The sequence below is a fragment of the Streptomyces sp. NPDC002896 genome (assembly GCF_040295225.1).
GTDB lineage: Bacteria > Actinomycetota > Actinomycetes > Streptomycetales > Streptomycetaceae > Streptomyces.
On the sequence record NZ_JBEOVA010000021.1, the window covers coordinates 349 to 16,705 of the forward strand.

At 69.3% G+C, this 16,357-nt stretch carries 17 protein-coding genes; 7 read left to right on the forward strand and 10 right to left on the reverse strand.

Annotated elements, in window-relative coordinates; translation table 11 throughout:
- Positions 1-837 (forward strand): hypothetical protein (locus ABT009_RS31315; protein ID WP_351302466.1); only part of this gene is annotated, 837 nt, incomplete at its 5' end.
- Positions 838-928: 91 nt separating this feature from the next.
- Here ABT009_RS31315 and ABT009_RS31320 read toward each other — a convergent pair.
- Complete coding sequence (locus ABT009_RS31320) at positions 929-1,801, reverse strand: hypothetical protein (protein ID WP_351302469.1); 873 nt, start codon at positions 1,799-1,801, stop codon at positions 929-931.
- A 541-nt stretch (positions 1,802-2,342) separates the two neighbouring features.
- Between ABT009_RS31320 and ABT009_RS31325 the strand changes: the two genes are divergently transcribed.
- Positions 2,343-2,780, forward strand: a complete 438-nt coding sequence (locus ABT009_RS31325; protein ID WP_351302472.1) for a hypothetical protein — start codon at positions 2,343-2,345, stop codon at positions 2,778-2,780.
- A 37-nt stretch (positions 2,781-2,817) separates the two neighbouring features.
- Here ABT009_RS31325 and ABT009_RS31330 read toward each other — a convergent pair whose 3' ends face one another.
- Both ABT009_RS31330 and ABT009_RS31335 read right to left on the reverse strand, forming a co-directional pair.
- A complete protein-coding gene (locus ABT009_RS31330; protein WP_351302475.1) occupies positions 2,818-3,333 on the reverse strand; it encodes a hypothetical protein in 516 nt (171 codons plus the stop codon).
- 339 nt (positions 3,334-3,672) lie between these two features.
- Positions 3,673-5,064, reverse strand: coding sequence for an NAD(P)/FAD-dependent oxidoreductase (locus tag ABT009_RS31335; RefSeq protein WP_351302477.1), 1,392 nt, complete (start codon positions 5,062-5,064; stop codon positions 3,673-3,675).
- Positions 5,065-5,157: 93 nt separating this feature from the next.
- On the opposite strand from ABT009_RS31335, the gene ABT009_RS31340 reads away from it, so the two are divergent.
- Together ABT009_RS31340 and ABT009_RS31345 are read left to right on the forward strand one after the other, a co-directional pair.
- Entirely contained in the window at positions 5,158-6,045 is an 888-nt protein-coding gene (locus tag ABT009_RS31340; RefSeq protein WP_351302479.1) for an aminoglycoside phosphotransferase family protein, read from the forward strand.
- Between the two features lie 52 nt (positions 6,046-6,097).
- On the forward strand, positions 6,098-6,610 hold the full coding sequence (locus tag ABT009_RS31345; protein WP_351302481.1) for a GNAT family N-acetyltransferase: 513 nt from the start codon (positions 6,098-6,100) through the stop codon (positions 6,608-6,610).
- 37 nt (positions 6,611-6,647) lie between these two features.
- Here ABT009_RS31345 and ABT009_RS31350 read toward each other — a convergent pair whose 3' ends face one another.
- The 3 genes from ABT009_RS31350 to ABT009_RS31360 form a co-directional block, all read right to left on the reverse strand.
- Positions 6,648-8,144 (reverse strand): MFS transporter, encoded by a 1,497-nt coding sequence (locus ABT009_RS31350; RefSeq protein WP_351302484.1) that lies wholly within the window; start codon positions 8,142-8,144, stop codon positions 6,648-6,650.
- 111 nt (positions 8,145-8,255) lie between these two features.
- A complete protein-coding gene (locus ABT009_RS31355; RefSeq protein ID WP_351302487.1) occupies positions 8,256-9,260 on the reverse strand; it encodes a zinc-binding dehydrogenase in 1,005 nt (334 codons plus the stop codon).
- An 89-nt stretch (positions 9,261-9,349) separates the two neighbouring features.
- Complete coding sequence (locus ABT009_RS31360; RefSeq protein WP_351302490.1) at positions 9,350-10,537, reverse strand: NAD(P)-binding protein; 1,188 nt, start codon at positions 10,535-10,537, stop codon at positions 9,350-9,352.
- A gap of 194 nt (positions 10,538-10,731) precedes the next feature.
- On the opposite strand from ABT009_RS31360, the gene ABT009_RS31365 reads away from it, so the two are divergent.
- Positions 10,732-11,445, forward strand: a complete 714-nt coding sequence (locus ABT009_RS31365) for a pentapeptide repeat-containing protein (RefSeq protein ID WP_351302492.1) — start codon at positions 10,732-10,734, stop codon at positions 11,443-11,445.
- A 26-nt stretch (positions 11,446-11,471) separates the two neighbouring features.
- On the opposite strand, the gene ABT009_RS31370 is transcribed toward ABT009_RS31365, so the two are convergent.
- Positions 11,472-11,969, reverse strand: a complete 498-nt coding sequence (locus ABT009_RS31370) for a hypothetical protein (RefSeq protein WP_351302495.1) — start codon at positions 11,967-11,969, stop codon at positions 11,472-11,474.
- Positions 11,970-12,239: 270 nt separating this feature from the next.
- Here ABT009_RS31370 and ABT009_RS31375 point away from each other — a divergent pair, with 270 nt between their 5' ends.
- Positions 12,240-13,670, forward strand: coding sequence for a M1 family metallopeptidase (locus ABT009_RS31375; RefSeq protein WP_351302498.1), 1,431 nt, complete (start codon positions 12,240-12,242; stop codon positions 13,668-13,670).
- Positions 13,671-13,736: 66 nt separating this feature from the next.
- On the opposite strand, the gene ABT009_RS31380 is transcribed toward ABT009_RS31375, so the two are convergent.
- Together ABT009_RS31380 and ABT009_RS31385 are read right to left on the reverse strand one after the other, a co-directional pair.
- Entirely contained in the window at positions 13,737-14,255 is a 519-nt protein-coding gene (locus ABT009_RS31380; protein ID WP_351302501.1) for a GNAT family N-acetyltransferase, read from the reverse strand.
- An 81-nt stretch (positions 14,256-14,336) separates the two neighbouring features.
- Positions 14,337-14,912: a TerD family protein gene (locus tag ABT009_RS31385; protein WP_351302504.1), complete on the reverse strand. Its 576-nt coding sequence runs from the start codon at positions 14,910-14,912 to the stop codon at positions 14,337-14,339.
- 201 nt (positions 14,913-15,113) lie between these two features.
- Here ABT009_RS31385 and arfB point away from each other — a divergent pair, with 201 nt between their 5' ends.
- On the forward strand, positions 15,114-15,542 hold the full coding sequence (gene arfB / locus ABT009_RS31390; protein WP_351302507.1) for an alternative ribosome rescue aminoacyl-tRNA hydrolase ArfB: 429 nt from the start codon (positions 15,114-15,116) through the stop codon (positions 15,540-15,542).
- 70 nt (positions 15,543-15,612) lie between these two features.
- On the opposite strand, the gene ABT009_RS31395 is transcribed toward arfB, so the two are convergent.
- Entirely contained in the window at positions 15,613-16,122 is a 510-nt protein-coding gene (locus tag ABT009_RS31395; RefSeq protein WP_502989999.1) for a flavin reductase family protein, read from the reverse strand.
- Positions 16,123-16,357: the final 235 nt, after the last annotated feature.

Genomic DNA, 16,357 nt, shown 5'->3' on the forward strand with positions numbered 1-16,357 from the left:
CCGAAGAAGGAGGACCCGAAGAAGGAGGACCCGAAGAAGGAGGACCCGAAGAAGGAGGACCCGAAGAAGGAGGACCCGAAGAAGGAGGACCCGAAGAAGGAGGACCCGAAGCTTACCGTCGAGAAGGCGGTTATGACTACTCCAGTCACCCCTGGAGAGCTGCAGGGTTTCTTCATCGAAATAACCAACAACGGCGATAAAGAAGCAACCAACGTGCATGTGACGGATAAGTTTGGTCACGCCATACTTGGTGTGACTAGTGCAGACTGGGCGACAGAGGCTGGCGGAATCCAACCATGTAATATTCCGCCGGACAGCAGCCAGGTGGAATGTGTTGTGCCGCGTATCGCGCCCGGGGAGACCGTAAGGATCGCTATCCAGGTGGGGATGACTCCTCGCTACGGAGAAAAGAATGAGGAGCTTTACGGCAAGAAGGAGAACAGGGTCGAAGCGATCTTCGATCAAGGTGCAGCGAGTGATGGCGCATCGTACACCGTCGTCGAGGGGCCGCCACTGTCTGACGAAGAAATCAACGGATTGCTAGGCGCGATAAATCGCTGCGCCGAGGATTTCGCGGCCCTTCAAGGAGGTCCGTTTTTCGCGGGGAAATCCCTGCTCGATTTCGCTAAGGAAGTGGACGATCAAATTGGGGCTGGTGTGGACCCAGGCACTGCCATGTTCAACGCGCAGCGGAATCTACTTTTCCAGTTCGGGGCCGATAAGGCGATGTCTATGGTGAAAATCAATGACAAGGTTTCACTGGGAGACGCTGCGAAGGCCACGGGGCTGCTGGCAAACTGCGAAGAGTTCGCCAAGCAGGCGGCTTCAGGTCAGTGAGTACCGAAAGCCTCGGAATTAGCAGGGGTGCGAGACGAACCACCGTGGCCGTATACGGCTCCTCGTGGGCACGCGGCACGCGCCCTCGCACCTACAGCGAGGGGTTATGGAGGTATTCCCTGGCGGCTTCGGTAAATCGCACTCGCGCCGCATGAAACGCGTCAGAGTTGCTGTCAAATATCGCAGTTGCATCTCGTTCGCGATCGACGGCCCGTATTATCAATCTTCTCCCGCTTCCTTCGGATATTACACCGGCATGCGCGGCCCCATGCATCGCATTGTCGGCTTCGCGAATGGCCTCCCATAGGGAGCGTTGAGCGGCGGCATCAGGGATATACGTCTGGTCCGTTGTTAGTAGGTATTCACGCAGCACGGCGTATCTATCTTGGCTGCTCATGCCTGAGGGTCTCGCCTGATGTAACCGCTGCAGGGCACTGGAGGCCGTGAGTGCCACATCGTAATGAGCTTCGTTCCAGCTGGGATCCTCGTACTCTCCAGTTGCTACGCCCAGCCGATACAAGGCGAATAGCTCTGATCGCATAGCTACCGCCATTCTCTCAGCCTTTTCAGCGACTGTCAGAACGCTTCGTCCGAGGTTGATGAGAGGTGATGGCCCCTCTAGCTCGACGCGTGAAAGGGCAACTCTAATGGCGTTCCTCTCGGACTCAAGTGGAGTATCACCCGTGAAAGATCCATCGAACAGATCTGGCAGTCGATCGGCGAACGAATGGCCCGCTTCAACGAGCGATAGGTAAACAGGGCGGCGAGCAGCGCGAGCCTGTTGCTCGAAACTGGTTCGGGCTTGGGTAGTGGCAGCTTCGATGGCAGCGCGGTGCGTTGCATGAGCTTGAGCAACGGCTGCTTCTGCTTGCCGAATGGCTCCACGCGCTTGGATGCGAGCCGCAGCCAGGGTGCCGACGATTCCCAGAGCACCAAGGATCGCAGTAACGACGGTAGCGAGCATGGGAGAGATCTTGCCTGATGATCCCAACGCTGGGGGCCTGAAGTTCAGTTGAGTCGTAGTTGCTCTAGCTCAGAGCTCAGCCGTGTGCCACAGCCATGCCACATCGTGCGGTCAGCCACGGTCAACGACGGCCTGCCGCAGTCGAGACACGCCGATGACCTGGGCTGCGACTACTGCCGGAGTGACCTGGGCGTCCCCGCCATCGATCACGTCCACCCTTACAAAGCGGTCGTCCTCCTCGGCCTCAGTCGGCGTCGTTACCCGGTCTTCGTGGCCGGATCGCCCCCTTGTGGGCGCTTCATGTGCGTGTCACACAGTTGAGAGGTGGCGGATCGGGGAGGGGGGATGCTGCATGTCCGTGCTGGGTGAAGACTGGGTTGCGCCTTCTGCTTGGGCGGCGGAGCGGTTTGGGCGGCAGGCCGGCAGGCTCGCTGCTGCGGTTCCGGTGCAGCTGGCTCGGGCTCACGCGCAGGCTCACGCCACGCACCTCACGGCCCGGTTGAAGAAGCGAAGTCCCTACGGTTCCACCCTCGCGGAGGCCGTGCGCGAGAACCTGGCGGACGCGGCGCGGGAGCTGGGGGAGTCCGTGCGAGACGTGCGCGGGTACGAGTATGCGGTGATCAACGATCACGCACTGTTCCCCTTTAGGTACGCAGACAGGCCCAGGCCTCTTGATCGAGCTCGGTTGCCCTCCAATGCTTCTCCTACGCGCCGTCGGCTGCTCCGGGCGCACGGGCCACCGCCCCCCGATGGGCTGTTCGGCCTCGACGATGACCTGACAACGGAGGAGTACCTGGAGCTGCATGAAGCATTCGAGGAGCTGGGGGCCTCCACGAAGCTCGTCTGCGTCTTCTTCACGGCCGATGTGGAGAGCGGCATACATGTCATCCATTGGGGAGAGGCCCGACTCGAACCCGACCGCACATTCACGTGGCCCCAGAGCGAACAGCTACCGGTCGCTCCCCAACCGCTTGAGTGACCGGCGGGGCCGTATCGCCGCTGCCCGCGAGGACCCATCAGGTCCGACGCTCTTCAGCGGCTCGGACAGCCTCCAACACGCCGACGTAGCTTCGAACATCATCGGACAAGGGCGGAGCGCCCTCCTTCCGAACCTGTGTTCCCGCGAGATCGAGGGCATAGCGAGCAACCACATGGCCCACGAAGCTCCAGTGCTGTCTGCATTGGAACGCGATCGGGCTTAGCCACCACAGCACGTCGAGCACATCCTGAAGTCGCTCCCGAGCTTCGCGATCCGTGATCACCAGAACGTGACGTCTGAGCTTATTGAGATCAGAGGTATAGGCACCCGATTCCCGCATGTCATCCAGGCCATCAGGCAAGCTGGGCTCGACCCGTTCGAAAAAGTTGATCAAGTCGATCAGAAGATCAGCGACGGTGAGCATGTTGGCTCTACCCAGGGCCTTCGCTTCCTCTTGGCGTCTGCGCCTGTATTCGATCGCTTGTGCCACCAAGGTCATCGACCCGCCGAACACGGCCCCCACGGCGGCAGATAACAAGTTCCCCCACTCCATGCCGCAGGTGTATCACGACCTGGAGTGCCCAGCGCATGGCCGTTCCTGGGCCGTCCGAATTTCAATCCCGCCCCGTCTCGGTGGAGCCACCGGTCTCAGTTGTGGTCTCTATCAGCGTTCAGTCCAAGGGTGTCCGATGCCGTCCAGTGCAGGTCACAAATGGCTCTGGCCAGGGAGAGGAGTCGTGTCGCGTATGGGCCCGGACGCCTGTGGAGCAAGATCGGACAACTTGTAATGCGTAGGTCGTCGGTTCGAATCCGACAGGGGGCTCCACTGAGGCCCAGGTTACATCGCGTGTGACCTGGGCCTTTGTCGTCCGGCCGGGGGGTCGCGGGGCCCTCAGTGGCGGCCTGAGAGGCGGTCCGCGAGGCGGGCCAGGCGGGCGGTCTCGGCGGTGGGCGAGGTGCGCTCGGTGTGGTCCGCGGTGCGGTATGTCGCATACATCCCCTGGACGCCGAGCCAGCGCAGGGGCTCCGGTTCCCATTTGCGGACCTTGTGGTTCACCCAGGGCAGAGCGGTCAGGTCGGTGGGGCCGGACTGGCCGGAGTCCTGCTGGACGAGGTCGCGGAGGGTGCGGGCGGCGAGGTTGGCCGTGGCGACGCCGGAGCCGACGTAGCCGCCGGCCCAGCCGAGGCCGGTGGAGCGGTCGAGGGTGACGGTCGCGCACCAGTCCCTGGGGACGCCGAGGACACCGGACCAGGCGTGATCGACGGCCACCCCGGCCAGTTGCGGGAAGAAGCGGACCAGGATCTCGCGCAGGGCCTCGATGGTGGCGGGCTGGGTGCGGCCGTCGTTGTCCGTGCGGGAGCCGTAGCGGTAGGGGACGCCGCGGCCGCCGAGCGCGATGCGGTCGTCGGCGGTGCGCTGCGCGTACATGTAGGCGTGGGCCATGTCGCCGAGGGTCTCGCGGCCGTCCCAGCCGATCGACGACCAGACGTCCTCGGGCAGCGGCTCGGTCACGATCATGGAGGAGTTCATGGGGAGCCAGGTGCGGCGGTGCCCCTTGAGCGAGGCCGTGAAGCCCTCGGTGCAGCGCAGGATGTAGGGGGCGCGGACGGTGCCGTAGGGCGTGACCGCGTGCTTGGGTTTGATCTCCGCGACGGGCGTGGACTCGTGGATCGTGACGCCCAGCGACTCGACGGCGGCGGCGAGGCCCTTGACGAGCTTGGCGGGGTGCAGGCGGGCGCCGTGCGGGGTCCATGTGGAGCCGACGGCTCCGGTGACCCGGATGCGCTCGGCGGTGTCGCGGGCGCCGTATAGCTCGCGGTCCTTCTCGCCGTACGAGAGTTCCGTGGCGTGGAAGGCCTTGAGGCGGGCCAACTGGGCGGGGGTGTAGGCGATTTCGAGTACGCCGCCCTGGTGGATATCCGCGTCGATGTCCTCCTCGGCCGCGACACGGACGACCTCGGCGACCGTGTCGTTCATGGCCTGTTGGAGGCGCACGGTGGCGTCGTGGCCGTGGAGTTTCGCGTAGCGGTCGCGGCCGGCGATGCCGTTGTAGAGCCAGCCGCCGTTGCGGCCGGAGGCGCCGTAGCCGCAGAACTTCTGTTCAAGGACGGTGATGCGCAGGAAGGGAGCCGCTTTTTTCAGGTAGTAGGCGGTCCACAGTCCGGTGTAGCCGCCTCCCACGATGACGACGTCTGCGGTCGCGTCGCCGGGCAGGGGTTCGCGCGGGGTGGGGAGGCCTTCGCTGGCGTACCAGAACGATATGCCGCCGTTGACGGTACTCATGGGCGGACGTTAGCGCCTGGGGGGTCGAGCCGGGCAAGGCGGTGCGGGGATATGTCCTGGCCGGGGGATGGTGAGCGTCCCTAGGATCGAAGTGTGATCGAGGTACCGGACGAGCTCGTGGCCACGCAGACCAGGTTCAACGGTGCGGACGGGCAGGCGTTCGTCGACGCGCTGCCAGGACGGGCGGCGGAGTTCCTGGAGCGGTGGGGGCTGCGGATCGACGGTCCCGTGATGTATGGGATGTGCGCGCTGGTGCTGCCCGTGGTGCGCGGCGACGGCACTCAGGCGGTGCTCAAGCTGCAGTACCTGGACGACGAGAGCGTGGGGGAGCCGGTCGCGCTGCGGGTTTGGGGCGGCGACGGGGCCGTACGGCTGCTGGAGTACGACGACGCCACGGGAACCCTGCTGCTCGAACGGCTCGACTCGGCCCGGATGTTGACGAACGTGCCGGACTCCCGCGCGGCGGTGCGGGTCATCGCCGAGCTGCTGGCGCGGCTGACCGCGGTGCCGGCGCCGGAGGGGATGCGGCGGCTCGGGGACATCGCGGAACGGATGCTGGAGAGGGCGGCGGGCGCGGTCGAGCAGGTGCCCGATCCGGACGACCGGCGACTTCTTGAGGACTGTGCCGCGGCGGTGCGCGAGGTGGCCGGCGAGCCCGGTGACCGGCTGCTGCACTGGGATCTGCACTACGACAACGTGCTGGCCGCCGACCGGGAGCCCTGGCTCGCCATCGACCCCAAGCCGCTTGCCGGCCACCCGGGGTTCGAGCTGTTCCCCGCGCTGGACAACCGTTTCGACGCCGACGAGGTGCGGTGGCGGTTCGACGCGATGACGGACGTGCTGGGGCTCGACCGGGAGCGGGCGCGGGCCTGGACGCTGGGCCGGGTCCTGCAGAACACGCTGTGGGCGATCGAGGACGGGCACCCCCTCGCGCCGGACCACCTGGAAATCGGGCGGCGGCTGCGCGGCGGGCGCGGTTAGCCTGCGGGCCTGAGCGGCCGGCCTCCAGCCATGAGCGGGTTAGCCTGCGGTCATGATTCGTACCGCCGTACCCGCCGACGTCCCCGTCATCCACGCCATGATCCGCGAGCTCGCCGCCTACGAGAAGGCGCTGGACGAGGCCCGGGCCACCGAGGAGCAGCTGCACGAGGCGCTGTTCGGCGAGCGCCCGGCCGCGTTCGCGCACATCGCCGAGGACGACGCGACGGGCGAGCCGGTCGGTTTCGCGCTCTGGTTCCTGAACTTCTCGACGTGGCGCGGGGTGCACGGGATCTACCTGGAGGACCTGTACGTACGTCCGGACCGGCGCGGCGGCGGGCACGGCAAGGCGCTGCTGGCGGAGCTGGCGCGGATCTGCGTGGAGCGCGGGTACGAGCGGCTGGAGTGGTCGGTGCTGAACTGGAACGAGCCGTCGATCGACTTCTACCGGGCGATGGGGGCGCTGCCGCAGGACGAGTGGACGGTGTACCGGCTGACGGACGAGGCGCTGGCGCGACTGGGCGCATCCGGTGGCGCACGGCGCGAGAAGGCCGGTTCAGGCCACTGACTCGGGCGGTTCGGGCCCACTGACTCGGGCACGGGGTTCAGACCACTGACTCGGGCACGGGTGAGTCCGTGGGCGACCGGCGTCCTGGGGCCTTCGCCGTGACCATCAGGGCCGCGGTCAGGCCCGCGAGCAGCATGAGGCCGGCGGACCACCAGAGGGCGACGGTGTAGCCGTGGACGATGCCCTCGCGGGTGAGGTGCGCCTGCTGTGCGGGGTCGCGCAGGTGGGCCGCGAGGTAGGCGGAGCTGCTCGTGGTGGCGATCGTGTTGAGCAGCGCGGTGCCTATGGAGCCGCCGACCTGCTGCGCGGTGTTGACGGTCGCCGAGGTGACGCCGGCGTCCTGCTGGGCGACCCCGGCGGTGGCGGTGGCGAACACGGGCGTGAAGGTGAGGCCCATGCCGAGGCCCATCAGCACCATGGCGGGCAGTACGCGGGTTGCGTACTGCGCCTCGACGGTGAGCGTGGTGAGCAGGAGCGTGCCGGAGGCGGCGAGCAGCATGCCCGGGACCAGCAGGGCGCGTGGCGCCGTGCGCTGCAGCAGCCGGGCCGATATCTGGGTCGAGCCGGTGATGATCGCGGCGGTCAGGGGGAGGAAGGCGAGGCCCGTCCTGACGGGCGAGTACCCGAGGATGACCTGCAGGTAGTAGCTCATGAAGAGGAAGATGCCGAACAGCCCGGCGACCGCGAGGGCCATGGTCAGGAAGCAGCCGGCCCGGGTGCGGTCCCTGATGATGTGGGGCGGCAGAAGGGGGCTCGGGGCTCTGGTCTGCCACCAGGAGAAGGCGGCGAGCAGCGTGATTCCGCCGGCGAGGAGTCCCAGGACGAGCGGGTCGGTCCAGCCGTGTGACTCGGCCTCGCCGACGCCGTAGACGATGGCGACCAGGCCGCCGCAGCCCATCACGGCGCCGGGGACGTCGAGGCGTACGGCCCGGTGGCCCGGGCGGTCGCGGAGCAGCGCGCAGGCGCCGAAGACGGCGAGGGCCGCGATGGGGACGTTGACGTAGAGGCACCATCGCCAGTTCAGGTACTGGGTGAGCAGCCCGCCCGCGAGCAGCCCTATCGCGGAGCCGCTGCCGGCCAGGGCGCCGTAGATCCCGAAGGCTCGCCCGCGTTCCTTGGGGGCGGTGAAGGTGGTCGCGACCAGGGACAGCGCGGACGGGGCGAGTACGGCGGCGAAGCAGCCCTGGAGGGCGCGGGCGCCGAAGAGCATGCCGGAGCTGACGGCGGCGCCGCCGAGCGCGGAGGCGCCCGCGAAGCCGATCAGGCCGATGACGAAGGTCCGTTTGCGGCCGACCCGGTCGGCGATGCGGCCGCCGAGCAGCAGTAGTCCGCCGAAGGCGACGGTATAGGCGGTGACGACCCACTGGCGGTTGCCGTCCGACATCTGCAGGTCGCGCTGGGCGGAGGGGAGCGCGATGTTCACGACCGTCGCGTCGAGGACGACCATCAGCTGCGCGAGCGCGATGACGACCAGGCCCCACCAGCGGTGGGGGTCCGGTGGGGTGACAGGTTCACCTGTTCGGGTGCCGGTCACAGGAACAGAAGACCATGAATCGGGAGGGGGCGCATCCTTCGGGCGGTGGGGCGCGGGGCGGCGTGCCGGGTGCCCCGCGGCGTCGCGGGCGGCCCCCGCGACGACGCCGCCTCACGGCTCCAGTACGACCTTGCCGATCGTGCCGCGCGACTCCAGTGCCCGGTGTGCGGCCGCCGCTTCCGCGAGCGGGAAGCGCGTGACGGCCGGGGTGAGGCGGCCCGCCGCGGCCTCGGCGAGGGCGCGCAGCTCCAGGGTGCGTACGGGGTTGTCGCCGCCCGCCTTCTGCAGCATCACCGGCCCCAGCACCCCCTCCGAGGTGATCCGGCGCTCGGCCAGCTCCTCATCGGTGAAGGTCAGCGGCGCCCCGTCGTGCAGGCCCTGCCCCGACCAGCCGAAGACGACGTGCTTGCCGCCGGGGCCGAGCAGGTCGACGGCCGCGCGGGCCGCGTCGCCGCCGACGCCGTCGAAGACGACCGTCGCGGTGCGGTCGCCGAGGTACGCGCGGACCTGTTCCGGCCACTCGGGGTCCGTGTAGTCGACGGCGAGGTCGGCACCGCTCGCCCGCACCCGGGCGACCTTCTCGGGGCCGCCCGCGAGCCCGATCACAGTCGCGCCCGCCTGCCGCGCGTACTGCACGAGCAGCGTGCCGATGCCGCCCGCCGCGGCCGGGACGATCGCCACCGAGGCGGGGGTGAGCTCGGCGAACTGCAGGATCCCCATCGTCGTACGACCTGTACCGATCATGGCGACGGCCTGGGCGTGGTCGAGGTTCTCCGGGATCTCGTGCAGCCGGCCGGCGTCGGTGACGGCCAGCTCCGCGTAGCCACCGGGCGCGAAGCCGAGGTGGGCGACGACGCGCTTGCCGAGCCAGGACTCGGGGGCGCCGTCGCCGAGCGCGTCGACCGTGCCGGCGACCTCGCGGCCGGGGATGATGGGCAGCGCGGGCAGCTCGGGCTGCGGGCCTTGGAGGCCCTCGCGGATCGCGGTGTCGAGCAGGTGCACACCGGCCGCGGCGACGGCGATGCGCACCTGGCCGGGGCCCGGCTCGGGGTCCTCGGTCTTCTCGTACGTGAGGTTCTCGGCCGGGCCGAAGGCGTGCAGGCGGACGGCGTGCATGACGGGCTCCTCGATCGTTGCCGCGGGGTGTTCCCTCCGGTGCCGCGTGCCGGCACGCGCCCACTCTTCAACCTCGAGCATGGTTGAGGTCAATGGGTGTGGTTGAGGTCAATGAATGTGCTGCGGGTGTGCTGCCGGCGCCCTGCAGTGAGGGCCAGCGTGGCGGCCGTGATCGCGCTGTTGAACGAGACCTCGGAGAGCACGCCCGGCGCGGCGACCTGGTCGCCGGCGAGGTAGACGCCGTCGCCGCGGTCGACGGCCGGCCGGTCGCGCCAGGTGGTGCCGGGCCGGTCGACCGCCCCCGTACGGCCGTGCGCGACGGACTCGCGGCGCCAGACGGCGCGTTCGCGCCAGCCCGGGAAACCCAGGTCGAGCAGGTGCTCGGCGCGGGCCACCCCGTCGGCCTTGGACTCGGTCGGCGAGATGGGGATCTGGCCCTGGATGAGCTGCTGTCCGCGCGGGGCGAGGGTGCGGTCCTGGGCGGTGAACCGTTCGATCCAGCCCGGCGCGTCGAGGTCGGAGACGGCGAAGGCGTCACCGCGGCGGGTGCGTACGGCCAGGTCTAGGAGAGTGGTGCGGCCGCTGTCCCAGGTGAGCGAGTCGTCGCCGAGGATCCGGCGGGCGGCGTCGAGGGAGGTCGCGACGATGACGGGGGTTTCGGTCGGGAGGGTGTCGACGCGTGCCAGCGTCTCGACCCGTACGCCCAGGTTCCAGGCACGGGCGGCCATCCGGTCGATGACGTTGGCCCAGCCGCCGCGCGGGTAGTGCGCCTCGGGCGGCAGCTTGGCGGCGCGGCGCAGCCGCTCGTGGACGAAGGCGGCGGAGAGCGAGCCGGGGTCGTGGTGGAAGAGCGCGACGGCGGTGTAGTTCGCGGCCGCACGGGCCCCCGCCTCGCCGACCTGCGCTGTGGCCCAGGTGAGGAAGTCGGTGTCCACGGGAGTGTGTTCGGGCCTGCGGCGCGCCAGCTTGAGCAACGCCAGGGGCGGTACGCGGCGGAGGGCGCCGTCCAGGTGCAGACGCAGGCGGGAGCCTTCGAGGAGCGGGACGGGGGCGAGCGGGCCGATCAGGTCGCGCTGTGTGAGCCAGGTCCAGTGGGGGCCGCCGCTGTAGAAGGCGTGCGGCCCCTCGTTCGTCCGGTATGGGCCCTCGGCGGTGCGGGCGCGGCCGCCGAGGGTGTGGTGCGACTCGTACAGGGTCACCTTTGCGCCTGCCTCGGCGGCGGTGATGGCCGCGGTGAGTCCGGCGAAGCCGCCGCCGACGACGGTGATGCGGTGCATGGCTGGGGATCTCCCTCTGCTCCGGTGGCGTTCCCGTTTCCTTCTAGGACCGGTCGAGGGGCCGCAGATGTGACATCCGGTCCGCCCGCGGATCTGAGATCCGGTCCGCCCGTGGATGTGACATCCGGTCCGCGGCCGCGGCGGCGGCGGCTCGTTGGGCGTCCGTTGTCAGCGGCGGGGTGCAGCATGGGGCCATGGCGCGGAAAGCGGTGGCGAAGGCGGGGGTGGCCCCGGTGGCGAAGGCAGTGGTGAAGAGGGCGCGGCGGCCCGAGGTGCGGCTGCCGCCGCTCGTCCCGTACGCGGGCGGCGAGCTGGAGCCGGACGGGGATTACGACGGCGTGGACTTCCGCGAGCTGGACCTCGCGGGCCAGGACGGCGGGGGTGCCCGGTTCCTGGACTGCGCGCTGACCGGCTGCGGTCTTGACGAGACGCGGCTGCACCGCGCGCGCTTCATCGATGCGGTGCTGTCGGGCATACGGGGGGTGGGCACCGATCTCGCGGAGGCGACGCTGCGCGACGTCGAGGTGACGGACGCGCGGCTGGGCGGTGTGCAGCTTCACGGGGGCGTGCTGGAGCGGGTGCTCGTCCGGGGCGGGAAGATCGACTATCTGAATCTGCGGAAGGCGCGGCTGAAGGACGTCGTCTTCGAGGGGTGCGTGCTGGTCGAGCCGGACTTCGGCGGTGCGCGGCTGGAGCGGGTCGAGTTCAGGGACTGTGTGCTGAAGGGAGCGGACTTCAACGCGGTGACGATGACCGATGTCGATCTGCGGTCGGCGGCGGAGCTGGGCATCGCGCGGGGCCTCGACCGGTTGGCGGGCGCGGTCATCAGCCCGGCCCAACTGATCGATCTGGCGCCGGCGTTCGCGGCGCAGATCGGCGTGCGGGTGGAGGCGCCCGGAGAGGAATAGACGAGCCCTCGGGCCTCGCGGGTGGCTCAGATGCGGGGGAACCGGGCCTGGAGCGTCCAGATCGCGGGGTTCTCCGCCAGGTCCTCGTGCATGTCCGTCAGATCGGCGATCAGGTCGTGCAGGAAGTCGCGGGCCTCCCGGCGCAGTTCGGAGTGGGCGAACGTCAAGGGCGGCTCGTCGCCCGGCATCCAGTCGGCCTCGACGTCGACCCAGCCGAAGCGGCGCTCGAAGAGCATGCGGTCGCTCGACTCGGTGAAGTCGAGCTCGGCGTACTGCGGCCTGGCGGCTCGGCTGCCCGCCGGATCGCGGTCGAGCTGCTCGGTGATGTCGCACAGCGCCCAGGCGAAGTCGAGCACCGGCACCCATCCCCAGGCTGTGGACAGCTCCCGGTCCGTCTTCGTGTCGGCGAGATAGACGTCGCCGCAGAAGAGGTCGTGGCGCAGGGCGTGGACGTCCGCGCGGCGGTAGTCCGTCTGCGGGGGGTCGGGGAAGCGGTTGGAGAGGGCGTAGCCGATGTCGAGCACGTAGGTGATGGTGTCACGGGCGGCGCGGGCGGACGCCGCCGGAGATCCTGACCTGCATAAATGCCACCTTGCCGTGCCTGTGTCTGCCCGTCGTCGTGCTCGTGTCTGCCCGGCCCGGCCCGCGTCTGCGCCTGCCCCGCGCCGCGTCTGCCCGCCTCCGCTTCTGCGTCTGCCGTCGCCGTATCGCCGGGGACCGTCACTCGGACAAATGCCGCCTGTAGCCCCAAATTCCCATACGATCGCCAGGTGGAATGTCGTCGTCTGGCTCGCATGGCGACCGCGGTCGTGTCCGCGGCCATGGGCGTCGCCCTCGCCCTGAGCGCCTGCGGCCCGGGCGTCGACCGCACCGCGGGGGCCGCCGGCCTGCACGACCCGTACTTCCCGAAGATGGGCAACGGCGGCTACGACGTCGCCCACTACGACCTGAAGATCGACTACGACCCCGGGTCCCGCCGGCTCACGGGCGAGACGGAGATCACGGCACGCGCCACGCAGGCTCTCAGCGCGTTCAACCTGGATCTGAAAGGGCTCAGGGTGGAGTCCGTGAAGGTCGACGGCACCGACGCCCGCTTCAACCGCGCCGGCCAGGAGCTGACCGTCCGGCCGCCCGACACGCTCGCCAAAGGCGACACGTTCCGCACCGTCGTCCGCTATTCCGGCACCCCGGTGACCATCAACGACCCGGACGGTTCCCGCGAGGGCTGGCTGACCACCGACGACGGCGCACTGGCGCTGGGCGAGCCGAGCGGCTCCATGGCGTGGTTCCCCGGCAACCACCACCCCAAGGACAAGGCGACGTACGACGTGCAGGTCACCGTCCCCGAGGGCCTGCAGGCCGTGTCCAACGGCGAGTTGAGGCGCGAGCAGACGCAGAACGGCCGGACCACCTTCACCTGGCACACCCCCGAGCCGATGGCGAGCTATGTGGCGACGGTCGCCATCGGCACATTCGACATGAGCCGGTACGAGACGAAGGCGGACAACAAGGCCAAGGACGGCAAAGCAAGGGGCGGCAAGGAGCTGGCCGTCCTCACCGCCGTCGACCCGACCCAGGCCGACATGAGCGAGAAGCCTCTCGCCGAGATCCCCGACGTCCTGGAGTGGGCGGAGCGGAACTTCGGCCCCTACCCCTTCTCCTCCTCCGGAATGATCATCGAACGGCCCGGCGACGCGGACTACGCCCTGGAGACCGCGACCCGTCCCGTCTTCCCCGGCGCCCCCGACACGGACCTCCTCGTCCACGAGCTGGCCCACGAGTGGTACGGGAACTCGGTGACGCCGAAGTCCTGGCAGGACATGTGGCTGAACGAGGGCTTCGCGACCTACGCCGAGTGGCTGTGGCAGGAGGACCACGGCGGCGACAGCGCCCAGGAGACCTTCGATGCCCTCTACCGTGGTGACCCCGACGCGGACCATGCCGAGGCCATCTGGTCCTTCGCCCCTGCCGATCCGCCGAGCGCCGCACACATCTCGGACGACACGGTCTATCTGCGCGGCGCCATGGTCCTCCACAAGATCCGGCAGACGGTGGGCGACGACACCTTCCGCGACATCCTCAAGGGCTGGGCGGCCGCGCACCGCCACGGCAACGCGAACACCGCCGACTTCACGGCGTATGTGGAGAAGCAAGCCCCCGGCAAGGACTTCACCGTGATCTGGGACGACTGGCTGTACGGAAAGGGAAAACCGGACCACGCCTGAGCGGGTCGACCGCATGGACCGGGCGGCGCCGGGGCGCGGAGGGCGTTGCGCGGGGAACGCCCTCCGTCACAGCGGCTTGCGCAGCACGGCGCAGGGGCGGCCAAGTTGCAGATCCTTGCGACGGCCGATGACGTCGTATCCGAGTGCAGTCCAGAAGCGGAACCCGTTGGGATTGCTGTCGAGTACGGCGAGGCGTACGGCCGTGCGGCCTGCCTGTCGGAAGCGGTCTTCCACGAGTGCCGCGAGCCGACGTCCGTAACCTGTGCGGTGCCGGCCGGCGTCCACCATCAGCAGACCGATCCAGGGATCGGGGTCGGCCGGGTCCGGGTGGTGCGCGAGCGTGATCGCGATCCCGACGAGCCGCCCCTCGCTGCGGGCGAGCAGGACCTCGGCATCGGGATGGGCCATGTCCTCGGCCAGCGCGGCCGCCACCTGCTCGGGCCGGATGTCGTCCGGATCGGGGAAGTCGCCGCTGAGCGTGAAGAACTCCCGGTTGGACGCGTAGAGCCCGGCGAGCTCGTTGAGGAGCTCGCCGGGCTCTACAGGCAGGTCGTGGCCGGCCGGCACGAGTGGTTCGAGGATCATGCGACGCAGGCTAACCGCCGACGCCTTCCGGAACTCACCGGTGCGGGCGCCTCGAACAGGAGGCCAGGTCGGACGCGGGCGTCAGACGTTGACGCCGAAGTCCTGCGCGATGCCCACCAGACCCGAGGCATAGCCCTGGCCGACCGCGCGGAACTTCCACTCGGCGCCGTTGCGGTACAGCTCGCCGAAGACCATCGCCGTCTCGGTGGCCGCGTCCTCGCTCAGGTCGTAGCGGGCGATCTCGGTGCCGCCGGCCTGGTTGATGATGCGGATGTAGGCGTTGCGGACCTGGCCGAAGTTCTGGCTGCGGGACTCGGCGTCGTAGATGGAGACCGGGAAGACGATCTTGTCGACGTCGGCGGGCAGGCCCGCCAGGTTGACGTTGATGGCCTCGTCGTCGCCGGCGCCCTCGCCCGTGCGGTTGTCGCCGGTGTGGACGATGGTCTGGTCCGGCGTCTGCTTGTTGTTGAAGAAGACGAAGTGGGCGTCCGAGTAGACCTTGCCCTGCTGGTTCACCGCGATCGCCGACGCGTCCAGGTCGAAGTCGGTGCCGGTGGTGGTCCGGACGTCCCAGCCGAGGCCCACCGTCACGGCGGTCAGGCCCGGTGCCTCCTTGGTCAGGGAGACGTTGCCGCCCTTGGACAGGCTTACAGCCATGGGAAGTCCCTTCCTGGTTCTGTTCGTTCCTCAATGCGGGCTTCGTACTGGGGACGAAGCTACCGTCACCCGTATGAACGTCGCGGGGGGACCAGGAGGTTCCAGCTCTCTTTACTTTCTTTACCGAAGGCGCCCGGGTGGAGTAGCGGACCTCGGAAAATCGGGTGACGGCAGGCGGATGTGCGCGGGACCATGGAACTCATGTCCGGTCCCTATCCCATCCGCGGTTCGGTCCTCCTGCCCGAGGCCGAGCTGATGTGGCGTTTCTCGCGGTCGTCCGGGCCGGGCGGGCAGCATGTCAACACCAGTGACTCGCAGGTGGAGCTGCGCTTCGACCTCGCCGGGACGGAGTCCCTGCCGCCGGTGTGGAAAGAACGGGCCCTGGAACGCCTGGCCGGGCGACTCGTCGATGGGGTCGTCTCCGTCCGGGCCTCGGAGCACCGGTCGCAGTGGCGCAACCGGGAGGCCGCGGCCGTACGGCTCGCGGCGCTGCTCGCGGAGGCGACGGCTCCGCCGCCCAAGCCGCGGCGGCCCACCCGTATCCCTCGCGGCATCAACGAGCGGCGGCTCCGCCAGAAGAAGCGCCGCGGCGAGACCAAGCAGGGACGCTCCGGACGCGACTGGGCATAGCCCTCGTCCACAGAGACACGCGGGCGCGGCCGGGCTCAGCCCATGGCCACCGATGCAGACAGGCGCGCAGTCACCCCAACTGCCGGTACCGCCCCTTGAAGTACGTCAGCGGCCCCCCGTCCGCGCTCGGCACCGTCGCCGTCAGGACGCGGCCGATGACCAGCGTGTGGTCGCCCGCCGGTACGCGCTGTTCCGTGCGGCACTCCAGGTTGGCGAGCGCCCCGCGCACCAGCAGGGCGCCGGACGCCTCACCGCGTACGTACGGAATGTCCTCGAACAGCAGGCGGTCGCTGACGCGGCCCTTCATGGCGAAGCGGCCGGCGACGTGGCGCTGGCTCTCGGAGAGGATCGAGACCGCCCACAGCGGCTGCTCGGCGAGCAGGTCGTCCATGCGGGAGCCCTCGCGCAGGCTGATCAGGACCAGCGGCGGGTCCAAGGACACCGACATGAAGGCCGTCGCGGTCATGCCGACGTCGTCGCCGCGGGGCCCCTCCGGGTCGAGCGCCGGTTCGTGCGCGGTCACCAGCACCACCCCGGCGGCCAGCCGGGACATGGCAGCGCGGAACTCGTCCTCACTCACCCCCACAGCATGCCCGCCGCCGTGGGAGAGGCGCGGGACGGGCGGGGCGGAGGGCGTAGCGGGTGCCACGGGTGCCGAGGGCACAGGCGGCGCGGCGGGGATGGAAGACGTGTTCAGCACATTGCAGAACGCTAACCGCGGGCCATGACCTCCACATCGGACCAGGGTCGCAACCGGGGACTAGGACCGAAGGCCGACACCGGAGGCCGGCTGTGTCCGGTCTGGCCGACACCCG

What these genes read in the sequence shown, in the direction of transcription:
- ABT009_RS31320 (WP_351302469.1), bottom strand. Translation starts at nt 1,801, where the DNA reads ATGCTCGCTACCGTCGTTACTGCGATCCTTGGTGCTCTGGGAATCGTC.
- ABT009_RS31330 (WP_351302475.1), bottom strand. Translation starts at nt 3,333, where the DNA reads ATGGAGTGGGGGAACTTGTTATCTGCCGCCGTGGGGGCCGTGTTCGGC.
- ABT009_RS31335 (WP_351302477.1), bottom strand. Translation starts at nt 5,064, where the DNA reads ATGAGTACCGTCAACGGCGGCATATCGTTCTGGTACGCCAGCGAAGGC.
- ABT009_RS31345 (WP_351302481.1), top strand. Translation starts at nt 6,098, where the DNA reads ATGATTCGTACCGCCGTACCCGCCGACGTCCCCGTCATCCACGCCATG.
- ABT009_RS31355 (WP_351302487.1), bottom strand. Translation starts at nt 9,260, where the DNA reads ATGCACGCCGTCCGCCTGCACGCCTTCGGCCCGGCCGAGAACCTCACG.
- ABT009_RS31360 (WP_351302490.1), bottom strand. Translation starts at nt 10,537, where the DNA reads ATGCACCGCATCACCGTCGTCGGCGGCGGCTTCGCCGGACTCACCGCG.
- ABT009_RS31365 (WP_351302492.1), top strand. Translation starts at nt 10,732, where the DNA reads ATGGCGCGGAAAGCGGTGGCGAAGGCGGGGGTGGCCCCGGTGGCGAAG.
- ABT009_RS31375 (WP_351302498.1), top strand. Translation starts at nt 12,240, where the DNA reads ATGGCGACCGCGGTCGTGTCCGCGGCCATGGGCGTCGCCCTCGCCCTG.
- ABT009_RS31380 (WP_351302501.1), bottom strand. Translation starts at nt 14,255, where the DNA reads ATGATCCTCGAACCACTCGTGCCGGCCGGCCACGACCTGCCTGTAGAG.
- ABT009_RS31385 (WP_351302504.1), bottom strand. Translation starts at nt 14,912, where the DNA reads ATGGCTGTAAGCCTGTCCAAGGGCGGCAACGTCTCCCTGACCAAGGAG.
- arfB (WP_351302507.1), top strand. Translation starts at nt 15,114, where the DNA reads ATGTCCGGTCCCTATCCCATCCGCGGTTCGGTCCTCCTGCCCGAGGCC.